Raw genomic sequence first — 19,854 nt, 5'->3', positions numbered from 1 at the left:
TTGTTTTACCGTTTAGGATTGTTTTTGGTATTAAATTTTAATTCACCGCCCTTAACGAGATCGTGGAATTTGATTTCGAATCCGCTGACTTTCTTCCCGTTAAAGTGTGTATCATGTATGTATCTTGCGTCCTCGCTTTCTTTTTTTGTGCGGATATACAATCTTTCACCAGGATAATATGCCGGATTTAGCTGTATGCGGATCTTCTCAAAAAGCGGCGTGCTGAATTGAAAAGTGGGTATTTCCGCCGTTAATCCTTTGACATCAAAGAGTCCCATAGCCGCCATCACATACCAAGCCCCTAATTGTCCCTGATCCTCATCCTGCCCAAAACCATAACCATGTATATCCGATACGCCATAGAATTTATCACATATGGCCCGCACCCATTTTTGGGTCAGATCAGGTCTTCCTGCAAAATTGAAAAGCCAGGAAACATGGAGGTTGGGTTGATTCCCATGGTTGTAAACGGCCTGCAAACCAGAAAAAGCATCAAGGGTTTTACCGCCACCGAAGTAATCGGCCTCCGATAAGAGCATAATACTGTCCAGCCGGTTAATAAAGTCTTTTCTACCCATTTTACGGACTAAATCTTCGATATGATGAGGTACATAGAACGTATATTGTATGGCATTTCCTTCCTGAAATCCGCACCAGGGCTCCTGTGGATTGAAATGCTCGATAAAATTACCCAGCGTGTCTTTCGGGCGGATCAAGTCTAACTTATCATCATACAGCAGACGCCAGCCATGCGACAGTTTTTGTAATTTTTTATAATCCTCCCGCTTTCCCAACGCCTTTGCAAAATTAGCTACCGCATAGGCGCTGAATGCATATTCCAAGGTATGCGAAGCGGCGAAACCTGAACCTGCCGCTGTGGTCTGCATGTGCAGTTCATCTACATAAGGTGCGTATCCTCTGTTCACAAATTGCGATACATCGAGCTTGCCCGCTCCGGCAATCCGGTTGTGACCGTCCAATTCATTTTTACGTGCGGCATCGTAAGCGAGTTGTACATCGAAATTTCGGATACCTACATTATAGGCTGCGGCGATTGCCAGACTGGTAAAATTCGTCCCTACACCGGAGACATACCGACTAGCCGCTATACCATCGCCTAGCCACCCAGCATCTTTATACACCAGGAGCTGGCTTTTTATCCAATCGTCGTAATATTCGGGATAGACTAAGGACCATAGCTGTGTGAGATTCCAGAATGCCCCCCAAATGGCATCGGTATTATAATGTTGATGGATAGGGACATTGTGAATATCGGTAGGTATATACCCTATACTGCCATCATTTTTAGGGTATGCGCCATTGCAATCACTAGCCAGACCCCGACCTAACAACGCATGGTACAAACCGGTGTAAAATTTTATTTTATCGTCCTGTTTGCCTCCTTCCACTTGTATTCTGCCCAGCATATTATTCCACTCCTGCGAAGCGCGTATTTTGGCTTGTTCGAAAGAGAGCTCGTCCGCTTCCTGCTTTAGATTTTGGCGTGCATTCTCTATCGATGTATAGGATAACCCCGCTTTTATGAGTATCTTTTCTTGATCTTCTGTATCAAAACTTAGGTAAATTCCGGCACCTACACCCTTTTCTTTTCGTTTACCTTCGATTTTTGTCTTTCCCTTAAACGTTCCCCACGACGTTGGTTTTTTGTCAACCACTGCCGAGAAATACATTTTGACATCCGCTCCCTTTTGATAAATATCCACATATACTGGATTCGTAATCACATAACCCTCGATGCGGTATCCGCCGTCATATTCGACGTAGGCATCCAATACGGGACCACTTTCTCCCTGTCTATTTCCGATATCAAAGAGCACATGCGATTGACTGGAGCGGGGGAAAGTATAACGATGGAAAGCCACCCGTTTCGTCGCCGTGAGTTCTGCGGTTACCTGATGCTTTTTTAGATAAACGGCGTAATAGCCCGGTGTAGAAAACTCATCCTTTTTATCAAAGGTAGAGCGATATCCGTCTTCCGGGGTCTCCAGTTTACCAGGGTAAGTCAGCAATCTGCCTGTTGCGGGTGCGAAAACAACCCCGCCGATTTGAAATTCATGGAAATTTGGAAAACCCTCGATGGATGTATGATGCGGATCATATCCCACCGCTTGCCAGCCACCGGTGTTTCCATAATGCCCGTTTGTCGAAGGGCCTGCTTTTGCCATACCAAAAGGTACCGAAGCGGGAGCATAATGAAACCATCTGGAATGCGCCGTTCCTATATCCGTTTTTACATAGGTGGTTAAGCTATCTGCAGTTTGATACTGGAAAGCTGCACTCGGTAAGCAAATCGATAAAAATAGTATGTAGAGTAATATCTTTTTCATTTCGTGACATTATTTAGGGTGACCAGTATATTCTGAACAGCATATGGTTTTAACCATAGATCTTCCTCATCGAGTTTGCTGATAATCTGTCCTTTGTTATCGCAATTATATTTATGGTAGTGTTTAAAGTTTTTCCAATCTATCTGGAAACGGGATGTCGCATCATCTTGGTTAAACAGCCGCAGGAAGAGATTTCCATCGATCATCTTCATGGTCGAAAGTGCCACTTGTTTTGTCCCTACAATTTCAAAAGGTGCAGCAATCGGCATTTTGTTGGATGTGCATATCGTCGTCAATTTTTGAACGACCTCTGTTCCTTTTCGCTTATGGGCAGCCAAGTTATCCGGGCTAGATGGAGAAATGCTGTAATGAAAGGAAGTTATGCCCGGCTGTGAGGCTTTATAGTTGGTTGTCCATGAATTATTCATTACCCAAGAATATATATGGCTGCTACCGAGTGAAGCGCTAAGCTGCCAATCGGTACGCGAACGGCTTTGCGTACGCCAACCCTCCGCACTCATGTTACCGAGCTCTATAAAAGGAGCTTCCGTCGTGGTCAGCACGATCGCTCTATCGCCATTCATTACCGAAAGTTGATTTTGTACAGCATAATAATTTTTGTTTACACCACGTAGCTGCTGCCGCTCAGGGAATACAGAACACCAGGCTTGATCCAGATTGATTTCGGGATTGGTCACATTAAAATCAAAATGGAACCGCAGGTTCTCAAAACCATCGGTCTCACTTTTATCGATGATATTCGCTATATCTAGTCGGTCTATACCCCGTATCAAGGTCAATTCCTTATATAATTTTTCGCATCCCGGCGCGTCCGATTCTATACGAATCACCGCGAATACAGGTCCATTTTCAATGATGCGGACCATGGTATTCGTAACCTCATCTGAAAGTTCCTCCAATCCTCTTTTGGAATGTATAAATCCATTTAAACCCTCCGCTCCGGCATAATTATGCGGATCCTTGTCAAATGTCAATAATGTAATCACACCTTGCCCGTCCAACCCAATCTTTACCCGGTCGCTTGCCATCTCATTATCCTGGGTCTGCAAGGTCAACGGGTAATTCCGTTTATGACTGACCAAACGGTATACCCGGGAAGCCAAAGGCGGGATATCTTTCGCGAGAAAGCACCAATTCCCGTTCTGCTGTTGCTGTAGTGGGAAGATATTGCCCTGTTCGTCCTGAACGGACAAGCTGTGCAGATCCCGATGGGAAACAAAAGATACCAAATCCGTTCGAACCCAGGAGTTGCTATTGAGTACTTGTATATAGTCGCCCTCTTCTTGGCGAATTTTGTCCATCAGTTCCGCTTCCAACGTTCGGGAGATGCTGTCTGCTGCCAGCGCATAACCTTTTTTCTCTTCCCATAAATCTTTGGTAAACGCGCTATTTTTATCATGGAAGCTGTTAGCCGCTCCCCACGTATGTTCCGAAAATAAGTTAACATATTTCCACCCTGCTTTAAATTGTTCCGTTGGAAAATCTGTTGGGGATAACATAGTCCACTGTACTTCAAGTTGGTTGAGTTTTTCAGCCGTTCTCCTATTGATACCCAGTTCCCGGGCACTTGAAGCCGCCCCATCTTCCCAAACCGGAGAGAGGTCGCCAGCATAGGAAGGCAGTACATTTCCATAGCGCTGTTCCAATGCTTCGAATGCTTCCTGGGTAGTAGAGATAGAAAATTTAGGGTAGGCGTAGGTCTCGTTCCATTTCTTGATCACGTCCGCCATTTCGCGATCCGGTGGCCCGTTATCACCGTGTATGGTATAACGCATATACGAAATAGAATAGGGATACGCATCATTTTCCATATTCTGGAGGATTTCCCATATCGGATCAAGACCACATACCGATAGCCGGTCGTATATCCAGCTGTGAAAGAGCGAATATCCGGTACCTGTCGCCCAATACAAGACCTTATCTTCTCCAGAGGCCGAAGTCCAATAAAACGGTTTATTTCCCCATATCCTATGGAAATGTGCCAGTCGACTGCCGCCTCCGGGATAACTTGGCGTATAGTTTGGTGCCGACGAAAAATATTTGATTTTATTCTGTGCCAACGCAGATGTCATACCCCATACAGCGCCAGGCACATCACTGAACAGCACACTTTGGAATTCCATGCCCAATTCTTTCTCCAACGCCTGGGCATCATCAAAATAATGCATAAGCTCCTCTTGCCGGCTTATTCCACTCAACATACTGCCCAAAGAAGCGTCCACACCAATACGGCCATTCCGAATAGCCTGTTTCAATTTGGCGGCTTTAGGCGTGTCTTTATACTGCTGCAAGTAAGCCTGTAGATACCAGGTTGCTTCCGTGTTCCACTTGAATTGGGCATGTGGCGGATAGTGTTCCGTCCGATCAATCAAATCAAGTGCCAACTCCAGATTGTCCCACTGGCGTTGTAAAACCTCGGCCTGCCGGTGCGTATAGCCGATGTCTTGGTGTGAATGCGCTAAGAAATGTATTTCCCATTTACGTGCCCCGGGTATATTCAATTGCTTTTCTATCTTTCCTTGGAGGCTTTCAAAGACCAACTGTAACTGCTCTTCATTTTCCATGAGCCCCGCTGTTAGCGTTCCACGGAATTCGTAAAGACCTCTTTCGCTCGTAGGAATGTGCAGGATCTTCTGTTGTCCTCTGCACTGAAGACGCAGTTTTCCACCTGTGTATAGCGGCTGGTCGAAGGTTAGACGAAATTCACGGGCGGGACCATCCTCTGTTTTTCGGTACCCCTGGGCAGCTATGAACTGCAGGCCGTCCAGTTTCGGCAGCTTGCCGATCGGTAGCTTTTTTCGTGTATAGAATCTGACTTTTCCTAACCCATAATAGTTGATGTTCTGTGCTCTTCGCTCGGCATCCTGTAGAATGCCTGCATTATGAGGAACGTGATAATGATTCCCCGAGTCGGCGTCGATTGTTATCCATAAACCTTTTATTTCCAATCCGCGTAAAGCAATGGAGAGATCCATGTCCTGTTCGAAAGAACCTCCCGATTCCGGAAAATAGAAATGGTCTTTCTCCCCATTACGGAGAGGCTTCCAGTGTTTGTCATCTTGCGTATAGTGAATATATACTTTATTCAGTCCTCTTTTGGTATGGTCATTTTGGTTATAGTTCCAGATCCCCATTTGCTCCAACCTATACGGTTTGTCAAATTCGAAGAGTATCCAGCCTTTGCCCTTCGGCACCTGTTGGTTGCCTTGTACATTGTGCTCCGCTACCTTAGAGAGCCACATGTCTCTGCCCTGCGCATTCTTGACCAGTCTTCCTTGTACAAAGCTTTTGTCTGTAAGTAGGTTCGCTGCGGCGAAATGTTCAAACGCACTGCTGACCGACACTTGTATATGCGACGCGGAAAGCTCTTGCCATATCGAGGTTTCCTGTGCAGACGACAAGGTCCATTGGAGACAGATCTGTAATATAATGAATAGGAGAAATCGCATCATACGGATTGCTTTACTGTTCTACTCCCCAGTTTTTATTGGGCGTCGGCCCCATTTCCAGCACTAGGTTGCCTCCGTTAAGCAATTCCTTCGCGGAGAACTTAAAGCTTTGAAGCGGTTTACCATTTAAGGTCGCCTGTTGTACATATACATTTTTGCGCGAAGCATTTTTTGCGCTGATGATGAATTTATCCCCGCGGCCATATCTGTTGCCTAAGTTGATTTCTATTTCTTCAAACATCGGGCTACCTATTTCATACACCGGCTCGACGCTACAGCCTCCATCCGTCTGGAACAGTCCTAAAGCAGCCATAATAAACCAGGCGCTCATCTGTCCTTGATCTTCATCACCAAGGTAGGCGTTGGCCTGGCCACTGCCGTAATAGCGGTCTATAATAGAACGGGACCATTTTTGGGTGAGCCACGGTTTGTCTACCCAGTTGAAGAGAAATGCAAAATGCATGGATTGTTGATTGCCCTGTACGACGGGAAAATCCCAGTACTGGTCGTTTGGTGCATTGTACCGCCAGGGCTCGCTTGCGCTAAAACCCCACTCCAAGCGCTCTAAAAATCGGTCTTTACCGATATAATCCGCTAGCCCATTTACATCCTGCGGAACAAAATACGTCAGCTGCCACGCGTTTCCTTCCACATAATGGTGGTTTTTACCGGAATGAAACGGGTCAAAAGGCGATTCAAACTTCCCTTCGCTATCTCTTAACCGGGCATAACCGGTTTCCTTGTCAATCGCATTTTTCCACCAGCTTCCCCGATTATTATAGATCTGATATTCCTTTTCCTTGCCAAGAGATTTTGCAAATTGGCCCACGGTCCAGTCATCATAAGCATATTCCAAGGTATTCGAAAACCGTCCTTTATCGGAAGGGACATACGAATATTGCAGATAAGGTAGCAAGTCCCTGTTTCCGGCAAATCCTCCAGCCACGGGCTGTGCGGGGGTCGTTTGCATTTTGTTGACCGCTTCGAAGGCCTTTTCGGTATCAAAATCGCGGATGCCCATCTGGTAAGCACCTACGATCAATGGTATTTCATGCTCGGCGACCATAACCGGTATGTATTTCATCCCTGCCGGACCTTTTGCCAGCCAACCATTGGCATCATACATCGCTAATTGTGAATTGACCCATCGAGAAGACCATTCGGGTACGACGAGGTTCCAGAACTGGTTTAGGTTCCAGAATGTATTCCAAAACGCGTCGCAACCCAAAACACGGTGTTCGGGATTTTTTAGCGTTTGTTTAACGCCGTCAGCGCTCATCCAGTCTCCATTGACATCGTTCCAGGTATTTCTACTACAGATAGACCGATACATATTGTTATAGAACCTTATTTTCTCGTTTCTATCGTTCGTCTGAATTTTTATACGATCGAAATAGCTATTCCATACGGCTATCTGGTTATTTTCTACCGCTTCGAAACTCCACCCAAAAGGATCGGTGATTTCTGTTTTTAAATTTTCTGACGCGTTGGCTATGCTCACCAAGGAAATACCCGTGCGTACTTGTACTACAGGTTGATCTGATGTCTCAAATTCCACGAACATACCGGCATCTTTTAGGTTTTTCCCCTTAATGTTAGCCGCTCTAAATTTTACTTCTTCATTGATCCATCCGCCTACATTTTTTATCGGGCGATCAAACTCGATGACGAAGTTAACAACATAATCCTGATCGGCATCGTTACTCCACACATGAGGACGGGGAGAGATCTGATGGCTTCGACCTTCAATGCGATAGTCGCTTACTTTGTTTATTTCTACATCTACTAACTGATAGTCGTATTCCGCATTGATATGCATGTCGATCATCACCCTACCATCTTTATCCTGCGGGAATGTATAACGAGAGAAACTTGCCCTGGTTGTCGCTGTCATCTCTGCCTTAATATCATAATCGGTCAATAATACCTCATATCGGCCTATCGGTGCGCGTTCGGTAGACTTATCCACCGCCGACCGATAGCCTGAATTATTATCTCTTTCATCGCCTATTTTTGTTTTTAGCGTTCCATTGACCGGCATAAGACCGAGACCTCCCATGGTCCATTCGTGGATATGGCTAAATGTTCCGACAGATTCAAAGGTGGGTTGGTAGCCTGCCTGCCAGCCCATGTTTTGGTTGTCCGGGCTTATTTTCACCATGCTGAAAGGCATCCATGGACCAGGAGCAATCATCCATCGCGAGTGGGCAGTGCCGATCTTTGTATCAACATATCCGGCTAACGTTTGCTGTTTTTGTTTATTCCGTAAAACGACACCTTCCTGTTCGACTTTACCATCGACTACTACCTTATATTTACTATTTTTACTTTTGGATACAGCCGGCATTAATGCTTCATAAATATAGCGTCCCGTGTCTAGCTGTGCGGCAAATATTTGCTTTCCATCCAATAGCACTTTTAGCTCAGGTCTTTGTTTTAAATGTTCAACATCTACTAATAACGGTTGATATTGCTGATCTTGATGCGTTGTTTGATAATCGGCGGCTGATACCTGCCGAATAAAAACTTTGTCGTGGCTGAGCAATTGTGTTCTTTGCGGACCTTCCAGTTTTATATGGTCGAATATAATCCATGAACCTTCCAGCACACTGACCGTTACCATATTGCCTCCTTCATTTAAATCTTCGCTCATTAACCCCAGTTCGAGAATAGATTCATTTGCTTGTGATGTATTCCCTAGTAGTGATTCTGCCGAGCCATTCTTACCTAATCTGAATGTCTTGCTTTTATGATTGACGGTTACTTTTACTAACGTTTGGGCTTGATGGTTATCAACAAGATCCAAAACCAGTGTCCATTTTTCGTTTTGTGGCACTTTTCCCAACCCAAAAAGAATATTGACATCATGTGTCCGCCAGCCAGATGTAGGTCCGGTGCCACCCCAGGAATCCGCAGGACCAGGCAAGATATAAGGGAAATCTTGGTTCAGTTGAGAACCTCCAATAAGAAAATAACGATCTTCATATCCAAAATCTTTTTCTAGAAAACGTTTATATTCTTTGGGTGCAAGCGCAAATTCTTTCGCATTATTGTTGTTTTCACCAAGTTGCCAAATAATGTGTTCCGCTCGACTGCCAAAAATAGATATCCAGTTAATTAAGAAAAAAAAGAAAAGGGGTTTATAATGCATAGCTTTACTTATTTTTAATGTATGAACATTTAAAGTATGTTCAAATGTATATGTAAAGTTTTAATAATGCAAATATTTTTTGGAGAAAAACGAAGAAAAAATGAGTCGTTTACCATAGAAAGTAAACGAAATATTTAACATTTCATAAAAATCGCCTTCTATGCGTATATTTAAATAAAGAATTGTACTTTTGTACACGAAAAATGTGGACTGATTTGCGTGCTGGTATATTGACTAGATATGTCAGGAGGAGATTGCAACCACAGTAAAAAAAAGTGCTAAAACCAGAATAACAGTCGTTTTTCCACTTCTACTTAGACAACTCCTTCCGTACGTTCAATCACAAAAGAAATATGTAGTAATGGCTTATTTATTTACATCCGAATCGGTGTCGGAGGGACACCCTGACAAAATAGCGGATCAGATTTCCGATGCGTTGATTGATAACTTTTTGGCCTGGGATGAAGACGCCCGCGTAGCTATCGAGACCTTGGTGACAACCGGACAGGTTGTTTTAGCCGGCGAAGTAAAATCCAACATCTATTTAGATGTGCAGAAAATTACCCGCTCGGTTATCCAGAAAATAGGGTACACCAAGTCCGAATATATGTTTGAGGCAAACTCTTGTGGTGTATTGTCGGCTATCCATGAACAATCTGCAGAGATTAATCAAGGCGTCGATCGCCAAACAAAACAGGAGCAAGGTGCCGGCGACCAAGGGATCATGTTTGGGTATGCCAGCAACGAAACCGAAAATTATATGCCTTTGGCTTTAGATCTAGCCCATCGGCTATTGTACGAACTTGCAGCATTACGCCGGGAAAACAAGGAAATTACCTACCTGCGCCCAGATGCAAAGTCACAGGTTACGCTAGAATATAGCGACGACCATAAACCACAACGCATCGACACGATCGTCATTTCGACACAGCATGATGAGTTCGCTAGCGAAGCAGCAATGCGGGAGAAAATTACCGACGATGTTAAAAACATTCTGATCCCCCGTGTAAAGGCACAACTGACACCAGCATTGCAAACACTATTTACCGACAACATCAAGTTTCACATTAATCCTACGGGAAAATTTGTGATCGGCGGGCCGCATGGCGATACCGGTTTAACCGGACGTAAGATTATTGTGGATACGTATGGTGGCAAAGGTGCACATGGAGGTGGCGCATTCTCTGGAAAAGACCCCTCTAAAGTAGACCGCTCTGCGGCATACGCTACCCGTCACATTGCTAAAAACCTCGTAGCAGCCGGCGTTGCCGACGAAATATTGGTACAGATATCCTACGCTATAGGTGTAAAAGATCCTATGGGCATTTATGTGAATACCTATGGCAAAAGCAATGTCGACTTCAACGATAGCAAGATTGCCCAAAAAATAGGTGAAATATTCGACATGACACCCTACGGCATCGAAACGCGTTTAAACCTACGTAAACCCATGTATTCAGAAACTGCCGCTTACGGTCACATGGGAAGAACTCCTCAGACGGTAACCAAAACATTCGAAAGCTCTAATGGCGAGAAGAAAACCGTGGAAGTAGAATTGTTCACCTGGGAGAAATTGGATTACGTGGATAAGATTAAGGAGGCGTTTGGACTATAAACCAAAACTTCATAAATAACAAAAACGCCGCCCTTTGAGGCGGCGTTCTTGTTATAGTACTTTCACACGTATCTTCCCACTTTTTATGCCTTTCGCCCTTGCTTCCAACACGACATCCCCCCGTTGTTCTCCCGCCTGCACAATTGCCGTCAGTTGCCCATTGAAAAGGTGCATTTTCGGTTCATGAAACATATCAAGACAAGTTGGATCACCGTTTGCAGCAGCCCGATAGTGGCCCGCACCCGTTACGGAGAAATGCACCAGCGCATCCTCGTTCGGGCACAAGTTACCTTCCTTGTCCAACACCATTACACGCACATAGGCCAATGATTTTCCATCCGCCGCAATGATCTTATGCGGTGTCTCCAACACAATTTGATGAGGCTTACCGGCCGTCCTAATGATCTTCTCCTCCGCAGGCTTCCCATCTTGATCATAAGCCACCACTTTCAGCTCGCCCGGTTCATACACCACATCCGACCACATCAAACGGTAGCGATGCTGCACGGTCTCCTCCGTTTTGCCACGCACACCTTGGCTCTTTCCGTTGATAAATAGCTCCGCACTGGGATAATTCGTATATACAAATACAGGCGTCACCTCTCCCACACGTTCCGGCCATGTCCAATGGGGCAGTACATGTAAAGTGTTCTCTCGTTTATTCCAAACACTCCTATAAAGATAATAGCGATCCTTCGGAATACTTGCCAAATCAATAATGCCAAACATCGAACTATGGTTCGGCCAAGCATCCGTATCATAAGGAGAGGGTTCCCCCAAATAGTCAAAACCAGTCCATACAAACTGCCCGAGAGACCAATCGTGATCTTCTGCCATCGCTAGATCCTCATCCAGCAAATTAGACCAAGAACAATGTTCCATATCATACGATGACGACTGATGGTCATCATACACCGCCTCCGCTCTTTTCTCCACCGGAAACTTATAGACCCCGCGTGAGCTTACCGTCGACGAGGTTTCCGCTCCCAGCAGCAGATTTTGAGGTAGTTTTTCATAGGCCTCCTGATAACGGTGTACCCTATAATTAAATCCGGGAATATCAAGCATACTCGCAAAACCATTTTCAAGCACACAGCTTACCTGATCCATCCCACATGTTACCGGGCGAGTCGGATCTTCCCGGTGGCAAATATCCTGCAAGAAACGCGCGACCTTGTATCCCTCCGGACTACATTGCGTAGGCACCTCATTGCCGATACTCCACATTACGACCGACGGATTATTACGGAAATGGCGAATCATATTCACCATATCCCGTTCGGCCCACTCCTCGAAGAACCGGTGATAGCCGTTCATACACTTCGCGATATCCCACTCGTCAAAAGGTTCGATCATCATCATAAAGCCCAATTCATCACACAATTCGACCAATTCAGGAGCGGGCATATTATGCGCTGTTCGAATCGCATCACAACCCATGTCCTTCAATAGCTCCAATTGATATCGGAGTGCAGACACGTTGATTGCCGCACCTAAAGGCCCTAAATCATGGTGATTACATACCCCCTGGAATTTACGATGTTGGCCATTCAGGAAAAAACCTCTTTCAGCAACAAACTGAATATCCCGGATACCAAATCGCGTCTCGTAGCTATCCAACAATTGGTCATCCACAAACACACGTGATATGGCCCTATACAACGCCGGATTCTCCGGACTCCACAGCGATGGGTTTAACACTTCCAAATGTTGTACAAAAGGTTGACCATAATTGATCTTCTGTTCATTATTTTTAGACGACAGCACCTTTCCCGATCCGTCGATAATATCCGTACTAATCCGAACCACCTTACCGTCGGCGTTCGCTATGTTCGTCGCCACGCGTACCGAAGCCAGTGTATCCGAAACAAAGGGAGTCGTTACAAAAGTTCCCCACACCGGCACATGCACCTTATCCGTTACGATAACATGCACATTCCGGTAAAGACCAGCTCCCGGATACCAGCGTGACGATTGCGGTCTGTTTTCCAACCGCACAGCCACGAGGTTATCCTTTCCCGACGGGTTTATAAAATCCGTCACATCACAATGAAACGCGTTATAGCCATAGGGCCAAAAACACACTTCGTGTCCATTCACATACACACGTGCTTCACTCATCGCGCCATCAAACTTCAGCACCACGCGCTTATTCGACCGCTCAAAAGATATCACATCAAACGTGTTTCTATACCAACCCACACCGACATAAGGCAATCCTCCCGTGCGCCCCGTTTTCACGGTAGCCACTTTTTCACCATTTTGCGTAACGGCCACCTCCTGCAAATCATGTGCCCTGTCAAACGGGCCGTAAATAGCCCAGTCGTGCGGTACCGTTACCTTATCCCATTCCCGATCATCGAAGGCGATTGACGCCGCTTGATCAACATCCCCCTGGTTAAACCGCCAATCTTTTTCCAACAAAAACGTCTGTCGCAACTCCTGCGCAGTTAGCAGAAAAGGACAAAAGAGTAAACAACATAAAAAAACACGTATCATCATAAAACCTATCATTACCAAATCATTATAAGTCACAAACGAATCTCTACAAGAAAACCGCTATCACTTAAACACTTCCAACGCTTTCGTCGGTCGACCACTATCATCCATTGCGCCCAATGTATAGCCATTCCAGCTACCATACGCCAAGGGTTCCCAATAGAAAACACCCAGCACCTGACCATCTGGAAATTGCCGGCTCCTATCGATCAGCTCGGTCAAAAATGCTGCCGCAGCCTCCTCTTCGTCCCAGCTCATCCCTACTTCACAAATCATGAGTTCCGTCTCATACAGCCCAATCATATCCTGCATATTCTCTACACACTGCTGCGTAAGCTCCTTCCAGTTATCCGCATTCGGGTAGAGTGACATGCCGATCACATCCCATCTACCACCGTTAGACTTCAAGCCATCGAACAACCAACGAAACAAGCCATTATCATAGCCGTTATGCACGTGCACAATGACTTTCGCTTCTGGAAAAACAGCCTTTACAGCATCATATCCAGCATTATTCAACGCCGCATAATTCGCCATATTTTCCGATGCTTTTCCATCCGCCCATAACATGCCGTTTCCGGTTTCGTTACCGACCTGTACCCACTCTGCTGTCATGCCATTATCCTTCAATAACTGCAAGACTTCCTTCGTATGTTCCGCCACGGCAGCCTTCAATTCATCCAAAGATAAAGATTCCCAGGCAGCTGGCTTATTTTGCTGTCCGGGATCTGCCCAATGATCACTATAATGGAAATCGACCATAATACGCATGCCCAGATGATGTGCCCGATACGCTTTAACCAATACATCCTCTTTATTACACCACCCGTTCGTTGGATCTACCCAGACCCGTAATCGAACGGCATTCATACCTAACGACCGCAGCAGTTTGAGACCATCTGTTGCCATACCAGCCTGGTTATAGAACGATAACCCGGCCGCCTCCATCTCGGTTATCCAACTGATGTCAGCACCTTTCGCAAAGCTATCTTGATCTGGTGTCGCTGGTGCCGCATGATCGTCCTTACAGCTCCCCAGTCCAAAAATACCTATACACATCCATAGCAAGGATAATCTTTTTATATATGCATTCATATTCCAATAGATTTATAAAGGTTCAACACGATAACGGAATGCCTTTGGATCGCGCAAATCGAGGATTAACCGATAGGTACCTACCTGTTCATAAGCAAACCCATCCGCGTCTGCCGCATAGAGGTTACATACGCCTTCTGTGTCCGATCCTCCAAAAAACCAACTCCAACTCTCGTTGATCAGTATTTTCATCCCCCATTGTTCCGGTGCAGTCGTCGTAATGGTTGCGGTCCAAACTTGTTGCTCCTGATCGTACACCATAGGGTTAGCAGACGCACTCCAGGCGTTGAAGTCGCCCGTAACCGATAGGCTTCGAACAATCGTTTCACTCCAAGCCATTTCATTGACATCTGCCTGGAGATAAAGATATCCACCGTTATTGGTCCAACAGGTCCAGCGATCGTCGCCGGCATACAATACATATTGATTTCCATCCACCGGATAAGATCCGTAAATCGTTTGCGCATCTGCACTTGCTTCGTTCGCTAAGTAAAAATTATACCATTGGTCTACCTGCACAAAACCATCATATATACCATCTTCCAACCTTGCACAAAGTTTCCACGGGAATGCAGAGAAATCGCTATTGGCCATAAAGAGGTAGTCGCCATCCTCCACCGGTTCAAACGCAGTCACCGCCAACTCCAGCACGTTACTATACAGCGGCTCCACATTTGGTGCTAAGCGAGACACCACCCTTGCATATATCGTCTGCTGTTCCAATGGCACAAACCCGAGGGCCAACACGATACTATTCAGTTGCTGATGGGTATAGCTCAGTGAAGCATTTACGACATCGACCGATCGGTCAACGGATGCAAACGATGCGCTGGTTGAAAATTGCACCGCTGTCTTCATTTGCGATAAAGCTATTTTTTCGGTACTTTGCGGTTCGTCTATATTCCACATCAGTTGTAACGCTACTGCTTTCGGCGTCGTCGCCTCCAACAGCACTTCCGTTTTGGAAGCTGTCAATGTCGCCGATTCCACACCGGTTATGGTAGATTTTCCTCCCTCTTTTTCACAGGCGGCCAGCAACAGCAGTACGAAGCCAACCACCACATAGTCATATAATTGTTTCATGGTTTTCTAATTGATCATTATGCTAATATCCCGTATTTTGAACCAAATTTGGGTTTGCGGCCATATCCGTAACCGGAATAGGATACAAGTTAAACTTGGCATCCGTTGCCCGGCCATCGATTACGCCCCCTTTCCACTGCCACAGGTAATTCCCTCCCGTAAATCGGCCAAAACGGATTAAATCTGTTCGGCGGGTTGCTTCCCAGAATAATTCCCTTCCTCTTTCCTCCAAAATAAAATCCAAGGTCAACTGCGCCGTGGAAATTTTACCCTCATCACTCCCATATGCCCGGTGTCGGATCTGATTCACCAAATCCAATGCCTGCTGCAGATTTCCACCACCACCGCGGACAACCGATTCGGCATACATTAAATACACATCCGCCAAACGGATCATTGGAAAATCCGTACTCACCATTCCTTCGTCTGTTACAAACGTCCCGTCGTCTTTCAGATTCGTAAATTTCACGATACTGTATCCTTGGCTAGACGATGAAGGGTCATCCACATCCAAGGTCTGTCCATCCGTCCAAAAGTCGCCACGCGTATCGGCTGCGTTAAAAATCCCGACAAACTCCCGTAATGTCCGAAAGCTGTTCCATCCTGACAGCACACCATAATCTTCCGCTTTCATGCTCCCTACAATAGGGCCGTTCACCAAATACGTCGTCGCTCCCCAAGTACTTGTGTGGGCAACATCGGCTTGGATAGCAAAGATAATCTCCTCTGTCCGCTGGTCATTATCGGCATTGAACAGCTTCTTATAATCTTCCTGCAGCGTATACCCTGCATCTATTATTTTTTGGCAATAGTCGATGCAATCGCTATAACGCGCTTCACCTGTATATACCTGCGCATTTAAATAGTTCTTTGCGAGCAATGCCCAAGCCGCCTCCCGGCCCACTCGTCCATACACGTGCGAAGACCCTTCCGGCAAGAGTTCCGCTATCTCACGTAGTTCACCTTCGAGGTAGCTGAATAATTCTGCACGTGTTATACGTGGCGGGAAAAAGGCGCCGACCACATCCTGCTCCGTTACAAAAGGCACATTCCCATATAAATCCATCGCGTGGCTATAAGCCAACGCACGTAAAAAACGTGCCTCTGCAGCAAACTCCCGAATAGCCACTTGGTCCGCCTCTGCAAAAGCAGCCAACTTTTCGTCCGTCACATTACGCAAGAACTCATTACATATCGCAATCGTATAGTAAATACGGTAATACATGGCATTCACCCACGTATCCGAAGCCCCCCAGTTCATAAACTGTATATCCACGAGGTTATCGCCTCCCGTCCAGGTATATATCATTTCGTCTGTGGGGATTTCCTGTAGGTTAAAGTATACCCGCAAATACCCCCAGGAAGCCGTCGTACCCGCCATATCCGGGTCATCATCACCACGACCGTTTCCCGCCACAGCGAAAGAAGCATACAATTTTGCCAAAACCGATTGGTAACCTTCTACCGACGTATACACCTGTTCTGATGTCGTCTCCACGGAAGGAAACTGATCCAGATCTTTCGTACAGGATGTGTGCAGAACGATGAAACACATCATTCCGGTCAATAATAATATGAGTTTTGTTTTCATCATTAAAAATCTAAGTTTATACTTAAAGAATACGTCCTGGAACGCGGATAGAACGAGCTATCAAAACCGTTGGGCACCTCCGGATCTATCCCGGTGTAATTACTGATCACAAACACATTTTGTACGATCGCACCGAGCCGTAGATTCGAAATACGACCTACACGCCCCACATGATAACCCAACGATATATTTTCCATACGCAGAAACGAACCATTCTCTACGTAGTAATCCGAAAAATACTGTCTGGCCTGAAAACCAGTCTGGAGATAGTCCCGATGTAAGTTGTTGAGTGCCGGATCCACATATTGTAGCGTTTCCCATGCACTTAAATTCATTTTGGTATTGTTGTACACATAATTGCCTACGTGTGCCCTTAAAGTCGTAGCCACCGTCCATTTTTTGTAGGACACCTGCGTATTGAACCCAAACATCCAATCCGCTGCTGGAGACTGATAGCGATAAAGATCACTCTCGTTTATGCCGCCATCGCCGTTCAGATCTGCATATACCCCTTCCAGCGGCTTTCCCGCCCCATCATACATCTGTTTGTAGACATAGAACATATACGGCTCATATCCGGGTGTCAAGATTTGGATACCGCGTTCATTCACTTCGGGTCCGGCAAACGTCCCCACCGATGAAGCATCGGGCACCATCGTGATATTCGTCACCTCTATGTGTTGACTCGTGGCATTCAAGTTTACCTCCCATCGCAGATCTTCCCGATCGACGGGCACGGTATTCAATTGAAATTCAAACCCACGACTTTCAATATTACCCACATTTGTTGTCGCCATCTGATCGAAATTGGTTCCAGCCGGCACCGCCACATTGGCCAATAAATCGTGCGTTTTTCGCGTGTAATAATCGACAGCTCCCGATATACGGTTCTGGAACAGCGCAAAATCCAACCCATAATTAAATGCCTTTGTCGTTTCCCAGCGTAAATCCCGTACATATACCGAAGGCCGATAGACCAAGTGGTATTGGTTTCCAAAACGATATTGGGCGTACGGCGTTCCTTGATTATAAATCGGCAGATAGCCGTAATTTCCGATACCTTCCTGTTGGCCCGTCACGCCGTAGCTCGCCCGCAGTTTTAAATCGTCCAGAAATGAGGCTTCCTTTAGGAATTGTTCTTCCGAAAGCCGCCAAGCCAGTGCCAACGAAGGAAATGTTCCCCATCGGTTTTCTGGACTAAAGCGAGACGTTCCGTCACGCCTTACCGTCGCTGTCAATAGATAACGACTATCGTAGTTGTAGTTCAGCCTTCCATAAATCGACATCAACGTATGCCGTTGATCCCTTGCTATAGCCGTTGAACGAACCTCCTCCCGATCATTGTAATACGTAATCGGCGGACGGGTAGCGCTCCAATATTGGTAGTCATGTCCTACCGTTACTTCCAGATTACTTTTTAAATCCGGCAACTCCTTATTATAATTAAGGTAACCTGTAAACAGCCGGTTTTTTAAGGTTTCTTCGTAGGTATCGTAGGCTCCGCCAATTAAAAAACTATTCGCTGCGGTTCCCGGTATATGATTATATCCCTCCCCTTTCGCATAGTCGTAGCCGAGGGTCACATGCGCTTTCAATTCCGGTAAAAAATGAAACTTATAGTCCATGTCCAAGTTTCCGATTAAACGGTTCACATGGCTCCGATGTTTCTCTTGGTGCAACAAGCCAAGTGGATTGAGGTTTGCTCCGGTTGCTGGAAGACCCGCATTGTCCAGACTTTCATAATAACCTCCATAGGCATCGTCTCCCGAATAAATAGGCTGTGTGGGATTAAAAGCCACCGCCGTCCAGATTGCATCCGTATTCGCAAATTGATTATTATTGCGGGATCCTTTCAGATTCGCTGTTACCTTGAGGTGATCGTCCCAAAACGAAGGATTCAATACAAGTGATCCGGTTATCCGTTCCGCTCTATCCGTCAGTAAAGTTCCCTGCTGGTTATAGTAACCTGCCGATGCCCTAAAGGGTATACGTTCGGCAATTTTACCCGTTGCGCTCAGGTTATCATCTGTTCCCCAAGCCGTCTGGAAGACTTCCTGGAGCCAATCCGTATCCGCTTCACCAACAAGCGCTTTTTGATTATCGTTACCTTTCGAATCGATCAATGACCGAAATTCGTCTGTACCGAGCATATCCGCTACTCCCCAAGGCTGTTGCGCAGACAAAACAGAGGATACCGAAAAACGTAGCTGATCGCCTTGCCCTTTTTTTGTCGTAATCAATAACACCCCATTGGATGCCCGCGATCCATAGATAGCCGTCGCTGAAGCATCTTTCAAAATCGTCATGCTCTCGATATCGTTGGGATTAATGAGGCTTAGAAAGTTCCCGCTGTTGCCGCTAATACCTCCGGCCTCTAAGGGTACACCGTCCAGTACAATAAGCGGATCATTACTTGCACTCAAAGAAGCCCCACCACGAATACGGATCGTACTACCGGCACTCGGCGAACCGCTGTTCGACATCACCTGCACCCCGGCCGATTTCCCATTGATCAGCTGTTCGGGCGATCCCACCAGTCCTGTATTAAAATCTTTGCTATTCACGGTATTCACCGCGCCCGTCAAATCTTTCTTGGTCATACTACCATACCCAACCACCACAAGTTCTTCAAGTACATTTCCCGCTTCCGTCAGGAAAACGTCTAGCACATTTCCCGTCACGGTCAGCGTCTGCTCCTCATGTCCAAGGAAAGTAAACGCAAGTTCTTTGGCTCCCTCCGGCAACGCTATACGGTACGTTCCATCTGCGGCCGTGGATGTACCCACATTTGTACCGACCACCCGCACGGAGACACCCTGTAAAGGCAACCCATTCTGATTACGGACGACCCCGTGTACCAGCTGCTGGAAACGAGATACGGTCTTCTCCTGTGTACTGGCATATACCGATCCAGACAGCATCCCACCTCCCGTACCCCAGATCAAGGAAAGATAGGCAACACCAATTTTTATAGTAAAAGGCTTCATGTTAGTGTGTATTTT

9 protein-coding genes are annotated in these 19,854 nt (G+C 46.1%); 1 reads left to right on the top strand and 8 read right to left on the bottom strand.

The window, feature by feature from the left end; all coding sequences use genetic code 11:
- Positions 1-5 precede the first annotated feature (5 nt).
- The 3 genes from H8B17_RS17350 to H8B17_RS17340 are packed head-to-tail and all read right to left on the bottom strand — an operon-like array spanning position 6 to position 8,969.
- On the bottom strand, positions 6-2,348 hold the full coding sequence (locus H8B17_RS17350) for a GH92 family glycosyl hydrolase (protein ID WP_190310501.1): 2,343 nt from the start codon (positions 2,346-2,348) through the stop codon (positions 6-8).
- Positions 2,345-5,821 (bottom strand): glycoside hydrolase family 38 N-terminal domain-containing protein, encoded by a 3,477-nt coding sequence (locus H8B17_RS17345; RefSeq protein ID WP_190310500.1) that lies wholly within the window; start codon positions 5,819-5,821, stop codon positions 2,345-2,347. Before H8B17_RS17345 ends, H8B17_RS17350 begins: the two co-directional genes overlap by 4 nt.
- A gap of 10 nt (positions 5,822-5,831) precedes the next feature.
- Positions 5,832-8,969 (bottom strand): GH92 family glycosyl hydrolase, encoded by a 3,138-nt coding sequence (locus H8B17_RS17340; protein ID WP_190310499.1) that lies wholly within the window; start codon positions 8,967-8,969, stop codon positions 5,832-5,834.
- Between the two features lie 361 nt (positions 8,970-9,330).
- Between H8B17_RS17340 and metK the strand changes: the two genes are divergently transcribed.
- On the top strand, positions 9,331-10,584 hold the full coding sequence (gene metK, locus H8B17_RS17335) for a methionine adenosyltransferase (protein WP_190310498.1): 1,254 nt from the start codon (positions 9,331-9,333) through the stop codon (positions 10,582-10,584).
- Between the two features lie 51 nt (positions 10,585-10,635).
- On the opposite strand, the gene H8B17_RS17330 is transcribed toward metK, so the two are convergent.
- From H8B17_RS17330 to H8B17_RS17310, 5 genes are read right to left on the bottom strand one after another with little or no spacing between them, the layout of a single operon-like run.
- Entirely contained in the window at positions 10,636-13,086 is a 2,451-nt protein-coding gene (locus tag H8B17_RS17330; RefSeq protein ID WP_190310497.1) for a DUF4982 domain-containing protein, read from the bottom strand.
- Between the two features lie 60 nt (positions 13,087-13,146).
- Entirely contained in the window at positions 13,147-14,178 is a 1,032-nt protein-coding gene (locus H8B17_RS17325; RefSeq protein ID WP_190310496.1) for a glycoside hydrolase family 53 protein, read from the bottom strand.
- A 12-nt stretch (positions 14,179-14,190) separates the two neighbouring features.
- Positions 14,191-15,261 carry a DUF5111 domain-containing protein gene (locus H8B17_RS17320; RefSeq protein WP_190310495.1) on the bottom strand — a complete coding sequence of 357 codons (1,071 nt, stop codon included), beginning with the start codon at positions 15,259-15,261 and terminating at the stop codon, positions 14,191-14,193.
- A gap of 22 nt (positions 15,262-15,283) precedes the next feature.
- The gene (locus H8B17_RS17315) at positions 15,284-16,855 is read right to left on the bottom strand and encodes a RagB/SusD family nutrient uptake outer membrane protein (RefSeq protein WP_190310494.1); all 1,572 of its coding nucleotides are present in this window, start codon (positions 16,853-16,855) and stop codon (positions 15,284-15,286) included.
- On the bottom strand, positions 16,855-19,839 hold the full coding sequence (locus H8B17_RS17310; protein WP_223816652.1) for a SusC/RagA family TonB-linked outer membrane protein: 2,985 nt from the start codon (positions 19,837-19,839) through the stop codon (positions 16,855-16,857). The genes H8B17_RS17315 and H8B17_RS17310 overlap by 1 nt, the downstream gene beginning before the upstream one ends.
- Positions 19,840-19,854: the final 15 nt, after the last annotated feature.

It is taken from the genome of Sphingobacterium arenae (assembly GCF_014692505.1).
Lineage (GTDB): Bacteria > Bacteroidota > Bacteroidia > Sphingobacteriales > Sphingobacteriaceae > Sphingobacterium > Sphingobacterium arenae.
Note: the sequence above shows the minus strand (reverse complement) of the source record. Positions and strands in the feature narration are given on the sequence as shown.

Excerpts from the sequence above, each read along its gene's own strand:
- H8B17_RS17320 (WP_190310495.1), bottom strand. The coding sequence starts at position 15,261 with ATGAAACAATTATATGACTATGTGGTGGTTGGCTTCGTACTGCTGTTG.
- metK (WP_190310498.1), top strand. The coding sequence starts at position 9,331 with ATGGCTTATTTATTTACATCCGAATCGGTGTCGGAGGGACACCCTGAC.
- H8B17_RS17350 (WP_190310501.1), bottom strand. The coding sequence starts at position 2,348 with ATGAAAAAGATATTACTCTACATACTATTTTTATCGATTTGCTTACCG.
- H8B17_RS17315 (WP_190310494.1), bottom strand. The coding sequence starts at position 16,855 with ATGATGAAAACAAAACTCATATTATTATTGACCGGAATGATGTGTTTC.
- H8B17_RS17325 (WP_190310496.1), bottom strand. The coding sequence starts at position 14,178 with ATGAATGCATATATAAAAAGATTATCCTTGCTATGGATGTGTATAGGT.
- H8B17_RS17310 (WP_223816652.1), bottom strand. The coding sequence starts at position 19,839 with ATGAAGCCTTTTACTATAAAAATTGGTGTTGCCTATCTTTCCTTGATC.
- H8B17_RS17340 (WP_190310499.1), bottom strand. The coding sequence starts at position 8,969 with ATGCATTATAAACCCCTTTTCTTTTTTTTCTTAATTAACTGGATATCT.
- H8B17_RS17345 (WP_190310500.1), bottom strand. The coding sequence starts at position 5,821 with ATGATGCGATTTCTCCTATTCATTATATTACAGATCTGTCTCCAATGG.
- H8B17_RS17330 (WP_190310497.1), bottom strand. The coding sequence starts at position 13,086 with ATGATGATACGTGTTTTTTTATGTTGTTTACTCTTTTGTCCTTTTCTG.